Source organism: Aeromonas sp. ZOR0001 (assembly GCF_000801015.1).
GTDB classification, from domain to species: Bacteria; Pseudomonadota; Gammaproteobacteria; order Enterobacterales; family Aeromonadaceae; genus Aeromonas; species Aeromonas veronii.
Window position 1 is genome coordinate 67,967 of record NZ_JRJY01000082.1, and the last position, 16,714, is coordinate 84,680.

20 protein-coding genes and 1 riboswitch are annotated in these 16,714 nt (G+C 56.7%); of the genes, 4 read left to right on the forward strand and 16 right to left on the reverse strand.

Annotated features, from left to right (window positions below; genetic code table 11):
• On the reverse strand, positions 1–1,263 hold a 1,263-nt coding region (locus tag L972_RS11475), incomplete at its 3' end, for a Na+/H+ antiporter NhaC family protein (protein ID WP_047438400.1).
• Positions 1,264–1,351: 88 nt separating this feature from the next.
• Positions 1,352–1,523: riboswitch (Lysine riboswitch) on the reverse strand.
• A 302-nt stretch (positions 1,524–1,825) separates the two neighbouring features.
• Here L972_RS11475 and L972_RS11480 point away from each other — a divergent pair.
• The gene (locus tag L972_RS11480; RefSeq protein ID WP_047438330.1) at positions 1,826–2,230 is read left to right on the forward strand and encodes an H-NS family histone-like protein; all 405 of its coding nucleotides are present in this window, start codon (positions 1,826–1,828) and stop codon (positions 2,228–2,230) included.
• A 69-nt stretch (positions 2,231–2,299) separates the two neighbouring features.
• On the opposite strand, the gene L972_RS11485 is transcribed toward L972_RS11480, so the two are convergent.
• From L972_RS11485 to L972_RS11505, 5 genes are all read right to left on the reverse strand, one after another.
• Positions 2,300–2,875: a cob(I)yrinic acid a,c-diamide adenosyltransferase gene (locus tag L972_RS11485; RefSeq protein WP_005351171.1), complete on the reverse strand. Its 576-nt coding sequence runs from the start codon at positions 2,873–2,875 to the stop codon at positions 2,300–2,302.
• A complete protein-coding gene (locus tag L972_RS11490; protein ID WP_047438333.1) occupies positions 2,872–3,102 on the reverse strand; it encodes a DUF3820 family protein in 231 nt (76 codons plus the stop codon). The genes L972_RS11485 and L972_RS11490 overlap by 4 nt, the downstream gene beginning before the upstream one ends.
• Position 3,103: 1 nt before the next feature.
• Positions 3,104–3,775 carry a 7-carboxy-7-deazaguanine synthase QueE gene (queE, locus tag L972_RS11495; protein ID WP_047438336.1) on the reverse strand — a complete coding sequence of 224 codons (672 nt, stop codon included), beginning with the start codon at positions 3,773–3,775 and terminating at the stop codon, positions 3,104–3,106.
• Between the two features lie 61 nt (positions 3,776–3,836).
• Positions 3,837–4,544, reverse strand: a complete 708-nt coding sequence (queC, locus tag L972_RS11500; protein WP_047438337.1) for a 7-cyano-7-deazaguanine synthase QueC — start codon at positions 4,542–4,544, stop codon at positions 3,837–3,839.
• A gap of 20 nt (positions 4,545–4,564) precedes the next feature.
• Positions 4,565–5,188 carry a tRNA-uridine aminocarboxypropyltransferase gene (locus L972_RS11505; protein ID WP_047438339.1) on the reverse strand — a complete coding sequence of 208 codons (624 nt, stop codon included), beginning with the start codon at positions 5,186–5,188 and terminating at the stop codon, positions 4,565–4,567.
• Here L972_RS11505 and rrtA point away from each other — a divergent pair.
• Positions 5,187–5,780, forward strand: a complete 594-nt coding sequence (gene rrtA, locus L972_RS11510) for a rhombosortase (protein ID WP_074042643.1) — start codon at positions 5,187–5,189, stop codon at positions 5,778–5,780. The two genes, L972_RS11505 and rrtA, sit on opposite strands and share 2 nt — an antisense overlap.
• Here rrtA and pyrF read toward each other — a convergent pair.
• The 6 genes from pyrF to cmk all read right to left on the reverse strand — a co-directional run bounded on the left by pyrF (position 5,755) and on the right by cmk (position 10,928).
• Complete coding sequence (pyrF, locus tag L972_RS11515) at positions 5,755–6,456, reverse strand: orotidine-5'-phosphate decarboxylase (RefSeq protein WP_047438340.1); 702 nt, start codon at positions 6,454–6,456, stop codon at positions 5,755–5,757. The two genes, rrtA and pyrF, sit on opposite strands and share 26 nt — an antisense overlap.
• 18 nt (positions 6,457–6,474) lie before the next feature.
• The gene (gene lapB, locus L972_RS11520; protein ID WP_047438342.1) at positions 6,475–7,641 is read right to left on the reverse strand and encodes a lipopolysaccharide assembly protein LapB; all 1,167 of its coding nucleotides are present in this window, start codon (positions 7,639–7,641) and stop codon (positions 6,475–6,477) included.
• 9 nt (positions 7,642–7,650) lie between these two features.
• Positions 7,651–7,935: a LapA family protein gene (locus L972_RS11525; protein ID WP_005337143.1), complete on the reverse strand. Its 285-nt coding sequence runs from the start codon at positions 7,933–7,935 to the stop codon at positions 7,651–7,653.
• A 158-nt stretch (positions 7,936–8,093) separates the two neighbouring features.
• Complete coding sequence (gene ihfB, locus L972_RS11530; RefSeq protein ID WP_005337145.1) at positions 8,094–8,378, reverse strand: integration host factor subunit beta; 285 nt, start codon at positions 8,376–8,378, stop codon at positions 8,094–8,096.
• Between the two features lie 92 nt (positions 8,379–8,470).
• Positions 8,471–10,141, reverse strand: coding sequence for a 30S ribosomal protein S1 (rpsA, locus tag L972_RS11535; RefSeq protein ID WP_005337148.1), 1,671 nt, complete (start codon positions 10,139–10,141; stop codon positions 8,471–8,473).
• 94 nt (positions 10,142–10,235) lie between these two features.
• Positions 10,236–10,928, reverse strand: a complete 693-nt coding sequence (gene cmk, locus L972_RS11540) for a (d)CMP kinase (protein WP_019444698.1) — start codon at positions 10,926–10,928, stop codon at positions 10,236–10,238.
• 248 nt (positions 10,929–11,176) lie between these two features.
• Here cmk and ribA point away from each other — a divergent pair, with 248 nt between their 5' ends.
• A complete protein-coding gene (ribA, locus tag L972_RS11545) occupies positions 11,177–11,770 on the forward strand; it encodes a GTP cyclohydrolase II (RefSeq protein ID WP_005351157.1) in 594 nt (197 codons plus the stop codon).
• 81 nt (positions 11,771–11,851) lie between these two features.
• Here ribA and L972_RS11550 read toward each other — a convergent pair whose 3' ends face one another.
• Positions 11,852–12,808: a LysR substrate-binding domain-containing protein gene (locus tag L972_RS11550; protein WP_047438346.1), complete on the reverse strand. Its 957-nt coding sequence runs from the start codon at positions 12,806–12,808 to the stop codon at positions 11,852–11,854.
• Between the two features lie 63 nt (positions 12,809–12,871).
• Positions 12,872–13,747 (reverse strand): LysR family transcriptional regulator, encoded by an 876-nt coding sequence (locus L972_RS11555; RefSeq protein ID WP_042053074.1) that lies wholly within the window; start codon positions 13,745–13,747, stop codon positions 12,872–12,874.
• Positions 13,748–13,842: 95 nt separating this feature from the next.
• Here L972_RS11555 and L972_RS11560 point away from each other — a divergent pair, with 95 nt between their 5' ends.
• The gene (locus L972_RS11560; RefSeq protein WP_047438351.1) at positions 13,843–15,066 is read left to right on the forward strand and encodes an MFS transporter; all 1,224 of its coding nucleotides are present in this window, start codon (positions 13,843–13,845) and stop codon (positions 15,064–15,066) included.
• Between the two features lie 145 nt (positions 15,067–15,211).
• Here L972_RS11560 and L972_RS11565 read toward each other — a convergent pair whose 3' ends face one another.
• Complete coding sequence (locus L972_RS11565; protein ID WP_047438352.1) at positions 15,212–15,766, reverse strand: VOC family protein; 555 nt, start codon at positions 15,764–15,766, stop codon at positions 15,212–15,214.
• Complete coding sequence (locus L972_RS11570; RefSeq protein WP_047438354.1) at positions 15,760–16,524, reverse strand: hypothetical protein; 765 nt, start codon at positions 16,522–16,524, stop codon at positions 15,760–15,762. Before L972_RS11570 ends, L972_RS11565 begins: the two co-directional genes overlap by 7 nt.
• Positions 16,525–16,714: the final 190 nt, after the last annotated feature.

Here is a 16,714-nt window from a genome sequence, read left to right on the forward strand (position 1 = left end):
GGCCATGTCACCGGCCAGCGGCAGCATGATGCCGAAGGTACCCCAGCTGGTACCGGTAGCAAACGCCATGGCACAGGAGAGGATAAAGACCACGGCAGGTAGCACTTCGATCGGCAGGTTGCCGTTAGCCAGCGAAGCCAGGTACTTGCCGGTCTCAACGTCGCGCACCACGGCACCTATGGTCCAGGCAAACAGCAGGATGTTGATGGCTGGCAGCATGGCCATGACGCCTTGCGGCGCGGCCTTGATCCAGTTCTTGGCACCCAGCTTCAGGCGCATCGCCAGACCGATGGAGACCACCAGACTGCACAGGGCACCGTAGACCAGCGAAGAGCCGACGTTGGTATTTTCGAACGAGCCGAGCACGCTGAAAGGCAGCCCTTTCTCGCTCAGCACCGCAGCACCGGAATCAATCATGAAATAGATGGTGGCCGCAGTCAGGGTCAGGATCGGCAGTACCATGTCGATCATGCCGCCGTTGCTCTCCTCCGGGCTCTCCATATCCAGACCGATGGGGCGGCCCTTGGACTCATCCCACAGCTTGCCTTCCAGTGCCCACGCTTCGTGTTGACGCATCGGGCCGATGTCGAGTTGGAATGCAATCACCACCAGCACCATGATCAGGGTGAAGACGGCGTAGAGGTTCATCGGGATCATCTCGACAAATGCCGCGATGGGGCTCTGTTCGGTCAGACCATGGGCCGCCATGATGCCGCCAACCAGAGCGATGATATAGGCGCCCCAAGAGGAGATGGGCATCAGCACGCAGACTGGCGCCGCGGTGGAGTCCAGCAGATAGGCCAGTTTGGCACGAGAGATCTGGAAGCGGTCGGTCACCGGACGGCAGATGGCCCCCACCGACAGGCTGTGGAAGAAGTCATCGATAAAGAAGGCAAACACCATCATGCCGGTCAGCGCTTTGGCGCCCTTGCGGGTCTTGGCACGACGCTCGGCCCACTCGGCAAAGGCACGGGTCGCCCCGGAGACGCTCATCAGGCTGATGAGGCCGCCCAGCAGCAGCATAAACAGGATCATGTTGACGTTGTCACGATTGAGCGCACCATCGACCCAGAAGATCTTGAGCACGGTATTCAACATGTAATGCAGGGATTCGAGGGGCGAAAACTGATTGAGCAGCAAACTGCCGGTGACGATGCCCACACCAAGGGACAACAGTACGCGGCGGGTTAGGATCGCCAGCGCGACAGCCAACAGGGGGGGAAGAACGGACCAACCGGAGTCGGCGAAATGACTAATGTCCATGATCTCTTTGCACCTAAAGATTACAGGTGGAGATCTACCGAGAGGATCTAAAGAAACAAAACCTATGGGGAGGTTATACTCCTCAGCCCCTTCAGGTAGCGCTCCATAGTGGATGACTATGGCAGTCCTGCACCTATTAGATGCAGAACCAGCAGCCCGGTATGATGGCCTGGCCACTTCGGCGCTGACTCCTTTCCTTGTGCATCACAGGCATCACCCTCCGCACAAATACTCATAGGCAGCGCGCCTCTACTTAAAGGTATTCGCCGCACATTTTATCGAGATGGCAGCTTATAGCAAGTTTTTTGATTAAATAGTCACGATAAACAGTTCAAGGTCGAAAAATGGTAGTCAAATGATGCAACAACGCCTGTTTTGACGCTATTTTCACCTACTGCGGTTTCATTGGCATCCAATCTCCAAGCCTATTGCAGGCCATATTAAATATCTGTATTGATGTTCCCCACGGATATTATATTTAACCCGGCTTGACTTATTTAAATCGCCAAGCAAGAATCAGCTGGAACATAATATTTTTCTCTGACTCGACGTGGTAACTCCTATGAATGAATTTTTAAAGGTACTGCTTAATATCCGCAGTCTGCGTGCGACCTGCCGCGAACTTTCTCTGGAACAACTGGAAGAGGCACTGGAAAAACTCTCTGCGATCGTTGCTGAGCGTCAGCAGGATGAAGCTGCCGAGCGTCAGGCCCGTGAAGAGCATCTGCGGAAAATTAACGAATATAGCGAAATGCTGAAAGCCGCCGGTATTGACCCGGCCGAGCTGGTCAATGCCGTTGCAACAACATCTGGCAAGACCGAAAAAACAAAGCGGGCGCCACGTCCTGCCAAATATCGCTATCAGGATAATGGCGTAGAGAAAACCTGGACCGGCCAGGGCCGTATGCCTTCGGCTATTGCCAGCGCAGTGGCAGCAGGCAAATCACTGGAAGACTTTGCTATCTGATCTCAATCTCGTTGCTAATAAAAAACCTCGCCAAGGCGAGGTTTTTTATTGCCGCTTAAATGTGACATATCAGATAGCCGATTGCGGGCGATCTGCTGCCTTGACCCACAGCACTTCACGATCCCCTGCCACGCAGATGAGATAGCGGGCAACGGTAAAGAACCAGTCACTCATCCGGTTCAGATAGGGCAGCACCTCGGGATTGACCCGCTCTTCCCGGCTCAATGTCAGCAGCAAGCGCTCGCAATGACGCACCAGAGTACGCACCACATGTGCTTGCGCCGCGGCACGGGAACCACCGGGCAATATAAATTGGCGCAGCGGCGGCAATGGCTCACTATAACGATCTATCTGCTGTTCAAGGCGAGTGGTCCAGGCGGCATTAACTTGCCAAATTGATTCATTCTGGGCGTCGCTGGAGAATGCCAACTCCCCCCCCAGATCAAACAACTCCTGTTGCAACAGCTGTAAATCAGCCAATAAACCGATCTCTTGCGACGGCACATCACAAATCAGCAAGCCAATATGGGAGTTGAGCTCATCGATATAACCGTAGGTCTCGACCCGCAAATGATCCTTGGGCAACTGGATACCATCGGCCAGCCGGGTCATGCCCTTATCGCCCTGCCTCGTATATATTCTCATACCGACATCCTGTTAATAATGGGAATAATCATGGACTCAAGTCCATTGAGTTTGATTTCGTAAGCCAGCGCCAGCGTCTGGCCCAATTTACCCGCTGGAAAACCGCTGTGCGCCATCCACACCAGATAGGGCTCGGGAATATCGATGATACGCCGCCCCTGATATTTACCGTAAGGCATCTTGTTGGTCAGGGTCAGCAGTACCTGTTCGTCGGATAGCCAATCCATATTAATCGATATCCAGATATTTATGAGTCTGGATTGAGAGTCGCCAGTTACGCGCAATACAGGTATCCATCGCCAATTGGGTGGCCCTTGGCTTCTGGCTGATCGGCTGCAAGGCAATGACCACATCAGGGCGCAGAGTAGCAGTAGCGAGCAGCGCATCTAGCTCTTCAATATGGTGCTCGGTGGCCACCGGATGCTTGATCTCGTTGGCCCGCTCCAGCGCCGAGACCAGCACAGGCAGCCCCCCTTTCATGCCAATTTTGGGGGAGACGGTCACCCAGGTCTGCTCATGGGTCTTGATCTCGCTGGTGCCACTGGTTTCAATCTGCACCTGATAACCCGCCGCCAGCAGGGCTGACGAGAGTTCGTGCAGATCGTAGAGGCAGGGTTCCCCACCGGTGATCACCACGTGGCGCGCCTGATAACCCAGATCGCCAAAGCTCTTGATAATCTGCGCGGTGCTGAGTTGGCTCCAGCATTCGGATTCGTTGGAACGATCCAGTACCGCCGCCTTACCCACTTCACGAGCCGGATCAACAACCCAGGTATGACGGGTATCGCACCAAGGGCAGCCCACCGGGCAACCCTGCAGGCGAACAAAGATGGCGGGCAGGCCGGTAAAGATGCCCTCCCCCTGGATGGTCTGGAAAATCTCGTTGATTGGGTAGTGCATCTCGATCACGGCTTGTTGCAAAAGTCGCGGATTATACCCCAAGCCACGGCAAGACGCAGGCTCACTCTGCGCTTTTCTCGCCCAGCCCGGTTTTCTCAAACAGTCTGGCCATGATGCCCACCTTGTCGGCCAGATAGTTGTTCAGGCCGCGACTGCGCAGTTCACACGCAGGACACGTGCCGCAACCGTCACCGGCAATGCCGTTGTAGCAGGTCAGGGTCTGCTGGCGCACCGTGTCGAGGTGACCATAGTGATCCGCCAGTGCCCAGGTTTCGGCCTTGTCGAGCCACATCAAGGGAGTTTCAAAACGGATGCCGCGATCCAGCCCGAGCGACACCGCCTGATTGAGGGCCTTGACAAACTCGTCACGGCAATCGGGATAGCCGGAGAAGTCGGTCTCGCATACACCGGTGATCACCGCTTCGGCGCCCACCTGATAGGCATAGATAGAGGCCAGGGTCAGGAACAGGATATTGCGGCCCGGCACGAAGGTGTTGGGCAGCCCGTTATCCTGCAGCTCGCAGCTGACCGGGATGTCGTCACGGGTCAGGGCAGAGACCGCCAGCTCATTGAGCAGCGTCACATCCATCACCTTGTGGGCGGCGATCCCCAGTGCACTGACCAGACGACGCGCGGTGTCGATCTCTTCCCGATGGCGCTGGCCATAGTCAAAGGTGATAGCGTGCACTTCATCATACCGGGCCAATGCCTGCACCAGACAAGTAGTGCTGTCCTGACCGCCGCTGAAAACCACGACTGCTTTTTTCATCTTGATAACTCCTTGAATTGTCACGCGCGGCGGCCTTCGGCAAAGTCCTGCCACTGGGTATTCAACCGATTGAACAGGGTCAGCAAGGGCGCATAGCGCTCCGGCCTCCCCTCCCACCGGGACAAGAGGTGATAGCCCGCCTCTATGGTAGAGAGGGCATCGGGAAAGGGTTTCTTTCGAATGGCATATTGACCGGCAATGGCACCAATGCCGATGCGGGGCAAGCGGGCCAGTGCCGGGTTGCTCTGCAACATGCGATAGGCTTTGCGCCAGGTGCCGTCGAGCAAGATAAAGGCGATGGACGTTTTGCCAGAGGATTCACTCTCCCGCTGTTGGCGAAGATCGGTCAGCGAAATGGCATCCTCATCCGGCCAGAGTAGATAGCAGCGACGGGAAGGATCTGCAAGCAACCCATTGAGCCACTCATCGCGGGAAAAGTCCTCCCCCACATGGATCTCGCACTGTTGCAAAGAGGCCGCCAGCAGCGCCGCGGTCCCCTTGGGATGTGCCACCTCGTTGGGGTGCTGCAAGATGTAGAGGGGCGTGTGATTGTCAACAGGCACAATATAATCGCACAGGCAGGCTTTGAGGGCTCGGGTGCAACGTGTACAGTATCGACTGTTCTTATCGTTGGACTGTTTCATGTTGTCAGACAAATCTGGATTGCTCTGGGTTATCACGCTCTCTCTCACCAGCTTGCTACTCTTCTTTACCGTTCCCAATCTTCAGCTCTCCTTCGATCGGCCCTTGATCGCCGGGGGCGAAGGGTGGCGGATCATAACAGGCAATCTGGCTCATACCAATCTGTGGCACCTGCTGCTCAATCTGGGCGGCCTCGCCATCCTCTATAGCCTGTTTCGCGACTATCTGGGTGGGGCTCGCCTGCCGCTGCTGATGTTGCTGCTCTGGTTGGCTGTGGGCTTGGGGATCTGGTGGTGGTGCCCGCAGACCCAGTGGTACATGGGGCTATCCGGCTCGCTGCATGGTCTGTTTGTCTGGGGGGCAATGCAGGATATCCGCCACGGACGCCGCACGTCGGGCTGGCTACTGTTGGCAGGGATGGGGCTCAAGCTGGCGATGGACTTCTACAACGCAGGAGAGAGCCCGATATCCACCCTGATCAATGCCCGGGTACACATCGGCTCTCATCTTATCGGGGCCGGTGCAGGCCTGTTACTCGGCCTGCACCGCGTATCACTGAGTGAGCCTGTTACGCACCAGCCAGCTCGGCATTGATGCTGGCCAGCATGGCGGCCGGATCGGCAGCCTGCGTAATGGGGCGACCGATAACCAGATAATCGGACCCCGCCTCGACCGCCGCTTTCGGTGTCATCACCCGGCGCTGATCCCCGGCCGCTGAACCAGTTGGGCGAATACCCGGGGTCACCAGCTTGAAATCTTCGCCCAGCAAGGCTTTCAACTCATGGGCCTCGTTGGCAGAGCAGACAACCCCATCCAAGCCGGATGCCTTGGTCAAGGTAGCCAGCCGGATCACCTGCTCGGCAGGGCTCACATCCAGACCAAGAGGGATCATGTCGGACTGCTCCATGCTGGTCAGTACGGTCACCCCGATCAACAATGGCGCCTTGTCGCCATAAGGCAGCAGCGCCTCTTTGGCGGCACGCATCATCCGCTCACCACCACTGGCATGCACGTTGACCATCCAGACACCGAGCTCGGCACTGGCTGCCACGGCTTTGGCAACGGTATTGGGAATATCGTGAAATTTCAGATCCAGAAAGACATCGAATCCCTTGGCCACCAGCTGGCGTACAAACTGCGGGCCAAACAGGGTAAACATCTCCTTGCCTACCTTGAGACGGCACTGGGCCGGAGAGATACGTTCAACGAACGCTAAGGCATCTGCCTCGTGCTGATAATCCAGCGCTACCAGTACTTTGGGATCTTGCATCTCACATCCTATTGCTTGTTATTCACCGTCCAGACCACGGATCGGCTTGATGGAACCCCACTGGCGACAAGACGGGCACTGCCAGAACAGCGAGTGAGTGGCAAAGCCGCATTGCCGACACTTGTGGGTTGACTTGATTTTTATCTGCTCGCCGACCAGCTGTTGCAGCAGCTCGAGGCTCTCCTTGGCAGGCCCCTCCTCCGCACTGGCCAGTTGAAAACCCACCAACTGGTAAAAACCTTTCATCGACGGATGACGACGCAGCTGACGCAGCACCAGCGAACGGGCCTGACTCAGGCCATCACGCTCTTCAACCAGCTTGGCAAGGGCCAGGGTCACGCTGACACCGGCGTGATCTTCCACCGCCTTCTCAAGCAGCGGGATCAACGCAGGCGTGCGCCCCAACTGCTGATAGCACTCGAGCAATTTGGGCATTGCCTCGGAGGCAAAGTCGATATCCTGCTCGAACACCCGCAGCAGCTCCTTGCTGGCCTGCTCATACTCCCCCTCTGCCATGGCGAGCTCAGCGAGGCGCAAACTGGCCCGGGCACATGCCGGATTGATACTGAGCGCCCGTTTGAGCTTGGCTAGCCCCTCCCCTTTATTGCCCTCACGAAGCGCGGTTTCGGCCTGTTCGCAATAGAAATGGGAGATGGGGTCGGCCAGCTTCTTGCCCTGGAATTTTTGCAGACGAACCGCCACATCGATGGCCTTATCCCAATCCCGCAACTGCTGATGGATGATCAACAGCTGTGCCAGCGCCGTCTCTTCATAGTCGCTGTCATCACACAGCTCATTCCAGAGCGCTTCCGCCCGATCGAGCAGACCAGCAGCAAGAAAGTCGCGCGCCAGCTCCTGCAGGGCAAGCTGGCGCTGCTCCCGGGTCAGTTGGCGAGTTACCAGGTTCTGGTGGATCTTGATGGCACGATCGACCTCCCCACGCTGGCGAAACAGGTTGCCGAGGGAGAGGTGTGTTTCGATGGTTTCACTGTCCACCTCAAGCAGCTGGATAAAGAGATCCACCGCCTTGTCGGATTCATCGGACAACAAATAGTTGAGGCCCGCCACATACTGGCGGGAAAACTGGTTACTCTGTTTCTGGGTGTCCTGGCGAACACTCCTGCGACCCATGTACCAGCCATAACCGGCGGCGATGGGCAACAGCAGGAAAAGCAGTTCAAGCATTGAGGAACATTATTCCTTACCCGGTGACCGGGCCAGCTCCAACTCGCGGGATTGACGACGCATGGTGCGGTTGAGGGTGCGGTTTTGCATTTTCAGGCGCAGGAACAGCAGGCCAAATACCAGCCAGCCCAGCAAAAAACCGCCAGCGAAGAAGAAGCCCAACAGCATGGCAAGCGAAAACTCACCCTGAGCGATCAGGTAATTGAACTGAACCAGCTGGCCATTTTGTGAGCCCAGCGCCAGGGTCAGAACAAACACCAGCACCAGCGGAATGAGGGCCAAAATACGCTTCATAAGAGCTCCCTGTCAGTATCTAATGAGAGGCTGATTATCCTTAAAATCGCAGGCAGACTCTAGAGTGAATGGGAAAAGAGTTTAAGAAACAAGACGATTGGCACAGGAATCGGCGCCTAAAACAAAAAAGGCATACCCGAGGTATGCCCATTTCTGCATCATTCAACGATGTTGACGCGCTCGCGCAACTCTTTGCCTGGTTTGAAGTGCGGGACATATTTCCCGGTCAGTTCAACCTTGTCCCCAGTCTTGGGGTTGCGGCCCACACGGGGCGCACGATAGTGCAGTGAAAAACTGCCAAATCCGCGGATTTCAATCCGGTCGCCGTTTTGCAAGGTCGACGCCATCTGCTCAAGGATCTCCTTGATGGCGGCTTCGACATCCTTGGCCGGCATATGCATGCGGCTGGCTGCCAGTTGTTCGATGAGATCTGATTTGGTCATAACGTTAAATCTCCTTCCCCGATCACATGCAATATTCATTTTGCCAGGATAAAAAAGGGCGGCGCAATGCCGCCCTTTTCTTGCATCAAGGATTACTCACCCTTGGCGGCTTTGAACGCTTCCATCATAGCATTGCTGAACACAACTTCTTCTTGCTGGTTCAGGTTATCGATAGCAACACGCTCATCAGCCTCGTCCTTAGCACGGACAGACAGGCTTACGGTGCGGTTCTTACGATCAACGCCCATGAATTTAGCTTCAACTTCGTCACCAACAGACAGCACCAGAGTGGCGTCTTCTACACGGTCACGAGCAGCGTCGGAGGCACGCAGGTAGCCTTCTACGCCATCAGCCAGTTCGATAACGGCACCTTTGGCATCAACCTCGGTAACCTTACCCTTCACGATAGCACCTTTCTTGTTGTCAGCCAGGTACTTGTTGAACGGGTCTTCTTCGATCTGCTTGACACCCAGGGAGATGCGCTCACGCTCCGGATCCACTTGCAGAACAACGGCTTCGATCTCGTCGCCTTTCTTGAATTCACGCACGGCTTCTTCGCCCTGGTTGTTCCAGGAGATGTCAGACAGGTGAACCAGGCCGTCGATGCCGCCATCCAGACCGATGAAGATACCGAAGTCAGTGATGGACTTGATCTTGCCGGAAACACGGTCGCCTTTGGCGTGAGTTTCGGCAAACAGCTGCCACGGGTTGGATTTGCACTGCTTCAGACCCAGGGAGATACGACGACGCTCTTCGTCGATGTCCAGAACCATCACGTCAACCACGTCGCCAACGTTAACAACTTTGGACGGGTGGATGTTCTTGTTGGTCCAATCCATCTCGGATACGTGTACCAGGCCTTCAACGCCTTCTTCGATTTCAACGAAGCAGCCGTAGTCGGTCAGGTTGGTCACGCGGCCAGACAGACGGGTGGTCTCCGGGTAACGCTTGGCGATAGCAACCCAGGGATCTTCGCCCAGCTGCTTCAGACCCAGGGATACACGGGTACGCTCGCGGTCGAACTTCAGAACCTTGACAGCGATCTCGTCGCCAACGTTGACGATTTCGGAAGGATGCTTAACGCGCTTCCACGCCATGTCAGTGATGTGCAGCAGGCCGTCAACACCGCCCAGATCTACGAATGCACCGTAGTCGGTCAGGTTCTTGACGATACCCTTAACTTCTTGACCTTCTTGCAGGTTAGCCAGCAGGCTTTCACGCTCGGAGGTGTTCTCGGTCTCGATCACGGCACGACGGGAAACAACAACGTTGTTGCGCTTCTGGTCCAGCTTGATGACTTTGAACTCGAGTTCTTTGTTTTCCAGGTGAGCGGTGTCACGGATCGGACGCACGTCAACCAGAGAACCCGGCAGGAAGGCACGGATGCCGTTCAGTTCAACGGTGAAACCACCCTTGACCTTGCCGTTGATGATACCGATAACGGTAGCTTGCTCTTCGTAAGCCTTCTCAAGCTGCAGCCAGGCTTCGTGGCGCTTGGCTTTTTCGCGGGACAGCTTGGTTTCGCCGAAACCATCTTCGATAGAGTCCAGAGCCACGTCAACGGTGTCGCCGACGTTGATTTCCAGCTCGCCCATGGCGTTCTTGAATTCTTCAGCCGGGATAGCGGACTCGGATTTCAGACCGGCGTCAACCAGTACAAAACCGTTCTCGATAGCAACGACAGTACCCTTGACGATAGAACCTTGACGGGTTTCAACGGCGTTCAGGGACTCTTCAAAGAGTTGAGCAAAAGATTCGATCATTGTTTATGTCACAAATGAAACATCCACTTGCAATCCGGCACAAGCGGGGCTGTTTTAAATAATCTGCGCCATCCTTGGTGCAGACGACCGGATGTCAGCTTGCGCTGGCATCACCAAGTTGTTGCTCTGCATAGGCGAGTACTGTTGCCAGCACTTCATCTATTGTCATGGCGGTAGAGTCTACCACCAGAGCATCTTCTGCCGGTTTCAGGGGTGCAGTGGCGCGATTTCTGTCGCGATCGTCACGTTCCCGAATCTCGGTTAAAAGACGCTCAAAGTTAACATCAAAGCCCTTATCTTGCAACTGCTTATAGCGACGCTGGGCCCGTTCTTCGGCACTGGCGTCGAGGAAAATCTTCACCTCGGCCTCGGGAAAAACCACGGTCCCCATGTCACGACCATCGGCAATCAGACCCGGGGCCTGACGAAATGCCCGCTGACGGCGCAGCAAGGCTTCGCGCACCCGAGGGAAGGCGGCGATTTTACTGGCAGCATTACCCACTTCTTCGGTGCGAATGGTGCGGGAGACATCTTCCCCTTCCAAGATCACCTTGACCAGATCGCCTTCTACCTGAAATTGCACATCCAGATTGGCAGCCAGCGGCACCAGTGAGGCTTCACTGTCCAGCTCTACATCGTGATGCAGGGCGGCCAGGGACAACACCCGATAGATGGCGCCCGAGTCCAGCAAGTGCCAACCCAGCTTCTCAGCAAGCAGCTGACACAAGGTGCCTTTACCTGCACCACTGGGGCCATCAATTGTCATTACGGGGGCCATCTGAGGCATAACTTCTCTCCTGCACTGTGTTGCTCCCATCCCGAAGGGGTGGGTTAATGGGCGCCGATTATACCCGAATGTGGTGAGCCTGGCAGTCATCAATCCGCACAAAGGGCCAAAACCCCGCCGGACAGCTGTGCTTGTATCTCATTTGGAGATTTCATTAAGCAATGCAGGGACTTGTTCTTATGGTCGTTCCTGACAAGGCGCGCTAAACTGGCCCCCTTTTTTGAGCCGTTAGTAGTAAGGAGCAACCTATGAGCAGCGTTACCCTCGTGGCCAAATCCAAATTGCCAACCCCCTGGGGCACCTTCACGCTGGTAGGTTTTCAGGAAACCGGCACAGGCAAAGACCACGCCGCACTGGTGATGGGTGACATTACCGGTGACGAGCCCGTGCTGGGCCGGATCCACTCAGAGTGCCTGACCGGCGACGCCCTGTTCAGCTTGCGTTGTGACTGCGGTTTCCAGTTGCAGGCGGCCATGGAGAATATCGCCAAAGCCGGTCGTGGCGTATTGCTGTATGTGCGTCAAGAGGGTCGTGGCATCGGCTTGCTCAACAAGATCCGCGCCTATCACCTGCAGGATCAGGGTGCCGATACCGTGGAGGCCAACGTGGCCCTTGGTTTTGCGGCCGACATGCGCGATTACACCATCTGCGCCGACATGCTCAAGCAGCTTGAAGTCAAGTCTCTCAAACTGATGACCAACAACCCGCGCAAGATGAAAGCGATGGAATCCTTCGGTATTCCGGTGGCCGAACGGGTACCGTTGCAGGAAGGGCGCAATCCCCACAACGAGTTCTATCTGTCGACCAAGGCCAACAAGCTGGATCACATGCTCAAAAAATGAGCCTGCATTGACGAATGCCAGATAGTCAAACGCCTCCCATTGGGAGGCGTTTTTCTTGGGACGACCACACATCAACCCTGGCTATCGCTGTGGTACGGTCAGATTGGCCAGCAGAGCTTCAAGCTCTTCGCCAGTGCGGGCCGCGCAGTATTGATCGACCCGCTCGTGGGTCAATTGCGGCGCGAGACGTTCAATCAGATCGTAGAGATAGCCACATAAAAATGCCCCTCTGCGCAACCCGATAGCGGCCACACCGCCTGGTAGCCAGGGCGCCGTTTTGAGCACCAGATCGCCATCGCGCTGGGGCTCCCAGGCAAAGGTTGCCATCACCCCTATACCCATCCCTTGTCTGACATAGGTCTTGAGCACATCGCTGTCGCTCGCACAGCAGGCGATCCGGCTCTCGGCATGAGCGCAATCAGTGCCTTGAGCTGTGAAGAGAGCCCTTCCATCGGTCACCAATGCAAACTCCACCAGCTCAGCCGGGGTCAGCGATGTTGCTTTGGCCAACGGATGATCCTTGGGCAGCACCAAGCCCCGTTGCCACTGAAAAGAGGGGAGCATGAGCAGCTCGCTCCCCTCCTCCGGTTCATCGGCAAGCAGCAGATCGGCTGCGCCATCATGGACGGCTGCGCGGCACTGCGCCGCACTCCCCTGCATCACAGTTACGGCAACTTTGGGAAAACGGGCCATGAAACCCTTGAGGATGGCGGGCAGAATATAACGGGCTTGTAGATGAGTAGCGGCAATGGTGAGAGTTCCCTGCTCCGGATGCACATGCTGCCTGGCCATGACCTTAATGGTGGCGACCTTGTCCAGCACCTCCGCGGCCACTTTGATCACGTCCCGACCTATGGGGGTGATCTGGGTCAGGTGTTTGCCGCTGCGCTCGAAGATCTGGATCCCCAGCTCATCCTCCAGCATCCGCACCTGTTTGCTGATCCCGGGCTGGGAGGTAAAGAGGCTCTCGGCGGTGGCCGACAGATTCAGCCTGTGGTTCGCCACCTCGACGATATAGCGCAATTGCTGCAATTTCATGGTGTAGCCCTCAAGCGAACCCACCGTTAATAGTAACAAACTTTCAGCAATGACCCGCCGCCATCAGGCCGGGCGATCCTTGAGTAGGAAATCGCGCAAGGCACGGTTGGCCATGGAGAGCGGATCACCTCGCCGCCACGCCACACAGAGGTCTAGGTAGATGGGCGGGTCGAAGGGTACGCCACTCAGATCCGGCTCCTCTTCCAGCACCATCCGCAAGAAGGTGGTCACCGCAAAGCCTTGCCGCACCACCGCCTTGAGCAGAGGGATAAGATTGCTCTCGAAGGCGATATCGGGTTCAACGCCCAGGCTCTGGGCCAGCGCCTCCATATGCTCCCGGTGATAAAAGCCACGGCGAAACAGCGCCAGCTCCTGAGCAAAGAACTGCGAGAGGGTGACGGCCGGTTCGCCGCGCAAGGGGTGATCGTCCCCCACCACCATCAACATCTCTTCACTCAGCAGATGTGCCCCCTCGATGGCGGGGGGGAGATCACTGGTGATGAGAATGGCCAGATCGAGGGAGCCATCCACCATCCGGCTGAGCAGCTCACGGGTGCCGGCCTCTTCGACCCGGATCTTGAGGCCGGGATAGCGATGCTTGAAGGCCATCAGACGAGGGGGGAAATAGTAGGAGCCCATCATGTAGGGGATCCCGATCCGCACTTCCCCCCGCTCCAGCCCCTTGAGCTCGGCCATCTCGGCCTCGGCCTGATGCATCTGCAACAACAAGCGCTCGGCATGGCGACAGAGCACCTCTCCCTCCGGGGTGAGCCGTACCGCCCGATCCTGTCGATCAAACAGGCGCAATTCGAGCTGCTGCTCCAGCTTGGCGATGGCCATGCTGATGGCCGGTTGTGCCACATGCAGACTGTTGGCTGCCTTGGTAAATGAGCCGGCATCCCTGACCGCCAGCAGATAGGTGAGCTGTTTCAGATCCATGTATCAATTCATCTTATGAGATAGATAACTTAAATATATTATATTTATAACCGCAAGGGCTCTACCCTGACCAAAAGTAGTCAGGACAATACGCAATGATTGAAGTTGGAAGTCGCGAGTGGATACGTGCAACCCTGGCCCTCAGCCTAGGCTCTTTTCTGGTGTTTCTGAACCTCTACCAGACCCATCCCCTGTTACCCCTGATCGCCGAGGTCTTCTCGGTCAACTCCCTCTCGGCCAGCTGGACCCTGGCAGGATGCACTGCTGGCCTCGCCGCCTCCTTGCTGATCTGCGCCAGACTGGCGGATCGCCATGGCCGTCGGCAAGTCATGCTGGGTACCCTCACCCTGGCGATCCTGCTCTCACTGTTAATCCCGCTGGTTGAGCAGTTTGGCACCCTGCTGCTGCTACGCATCCTGCAGGGCGCGCTGCTGGCAGGACTGCCCGCGACCGCGATTGCCTATATGGGGGAAGAGTTCAGCAAACGGGCGCTCCTCTCGGCGGTGGGGGTCTATATTGCCGCCAACTCCCTCGGTGGCATTGCCGGTCGGGTGGTCGGCGGTCTGTTGGCGGGCTGGTTTGGCGACTGGCAGCATACCTTTCTGGGGATCGGTGTAATCAGCCTGTTACTGCTGCCGCTGGTCTTCTGGCTGCTGCCCCATCAGACCCGCTTTGTGGCGAGCGCCCCCGTTCGCGGCCAATTTGCTCGCGCCTTGCAACAACACCTGACCAATCCCTTGCTGGTAGGGGCCTATCTGATTGGCGGCCTCAACTTTATGGTGTTTCTGAACCAGTTCAGCTACCTCACCTTCTTGCTGGCCAAGCCCCCCTTCTCCCTGCCCACCCAATGGCTCGGCATGCTGTTTCTCACCTATCTCTCGGGGACGGTGGCCTCCTCACTGAGCGGCCGCTTTGCCAACCGCTGGGGGGCACAACGCATGCTGCTAGTGGGGATCGCGCTGATGGCTATCGGCAGTCTGTGGCTGCTGCAAGCTAGCCTGCTCGGTATCCTGAGTGGCTTGCTGATCTCCAGCTTCGGCTTTTTCCTGGCACACGCCTGCGCCAGCGCCTGGGTCGGTCATCATGTCGAACACAACCGCGCCCTCGCCTCCTCCCTCTATCTGGTGGCCTACTATCTGGGAGCCAGTCTGGGTGGGCTTTACCTGCACCCCTTCTGGGAGCAAGGCGAGCTGGGCGGTCTGGTCATGGGGATTGAACTGGTCCTCATCCTGACGGCGGGCTTGAGCCTCTGGCTCGGCCATCTCAAGCAGCGAAACCAATCGCCACTGCCCGCCCAGCAACCCCACCGACACGGGTAACAGGCTCAGCGCAAACAGGGTCACCCACGAGCAGATGGCGCTCTCGCAACCCAGCACCGCCAGATAACAAAAGGGGTCACACCGGTGACCCCTTTTGCTGCATTATTCAAGAGCCTGTCAGGCTCGCACCGCATTGAGCGCAGGATCACTCCTGATCGAAATAATCCGCAGGCACCGCGACCACAGCACCAGTCGCCACCTCTTCGGCGATCACCTCAGCCAGCGAGCGCAGATGAAACTTGATCTGGCCGGAAGGCAACATCAGGCCAATATCAGGGTTGCGGGTATCCTGCATGTTGCCGGTTTTGAATGGCAGCTCGGGATAGCGCGCTACCAGATCTTGCAGTGAAGTGACCACCAGCTCGATATGTTCCAGCCCCGCCTGATGGACGCGACCCGGTTTCGGTGCAGCTAGCTCGATACAGGGTACCTGTACCTCATCAGCCAACAGCGGCTGATGCAACTGATAGGTGGCGATGGGACGTCCGCCAATCATACCCTCCACCAGCAAGGTACCTGCCTCAGCCAGCACAGCACATAGCGCGCAGTACTCCTGCAGGGTAGCCGCCCGATAACAGAGGTGATCGACCGTTGGCCGGGAAATTGTGACGCCACTGGCGGCCAGCTCGGCCAACAGCTGAGAAACAAATGGGGCCATTGGCCCCAGTGTGGAATCGAGTGGGTGGGACATGCTTACCATTTCTTCTTGGGTTGAAACAGGACATCGAGCTCGTCAGCTTCCTTGTCCTTGATGTTTTGCAGATCCTGCGCGCTGTTTTGCTGCTGCTGCTCTTCAAGCTCCTTGAGCCCCTGACGCATATCTTCTTCACGGGCCAGCAGATAGGGATCCTTGTCGCCCACGCTCGCCATGGCCGACAGACCCTTGGTATAGAGCTGGCGGCATGTACCATATTGGCCCTGAATGCGGGCATCCATCGCCCGCTTGACCAGATTGGAGATGTTGATCTTGAGCTGCATCAGCTCAAGGCGGCGCTCTTCTTGGGCAAACCCCTGAGGGTCAATCTTGCCCTTGTTGTGCTCTACCCGCAGCACGGCCCGCATCTTTTTGACCAACTGCAGCATCTGGATCGCCTGACGATCGGACTCCGGGGTCTTGAACTGACCCTCATCCTGCACGCTGTAGTTCTCCTGCACATTCTTGATCTGGGTCTGCACATCAACGATACGCTGCTTGATCTGATTGTTCGGCATCACCTGGGCGATAGCGCGATAGGCATCGAGGATCCGGTGCTGCAACAGCAACACCATGTTCTTGGAGAAAGGCACCAGATTGACGTTCAGCAACACCTCTTCGGTCTCGTCGGCCACCGTCTTGTGTCTGGCAACGGCGTGACGCTTGTCCGCCTCTGCCTTCTGCTTATATTGCTGCACCACGTTATAGGCGATAACCAAAAACAGGAGTGCGCCAATAGACAGCAATACCAAAGTTAAAATCATAGGATGTCCAAACCCCTGTTCCTATCCAATTGCGTGATCCTACAACAGCTTACCCACTTAAGGTAGCCTGCAGATCCCCCCTTGCCCACGATTTGTCACCAAGCTGTGCCCCCGGTCTCAGGGAGAGATTGCAGGATCAGGGGATGATGACCATGACGGTCACCTCCCCATAGTATCGCCCATCAGCGCC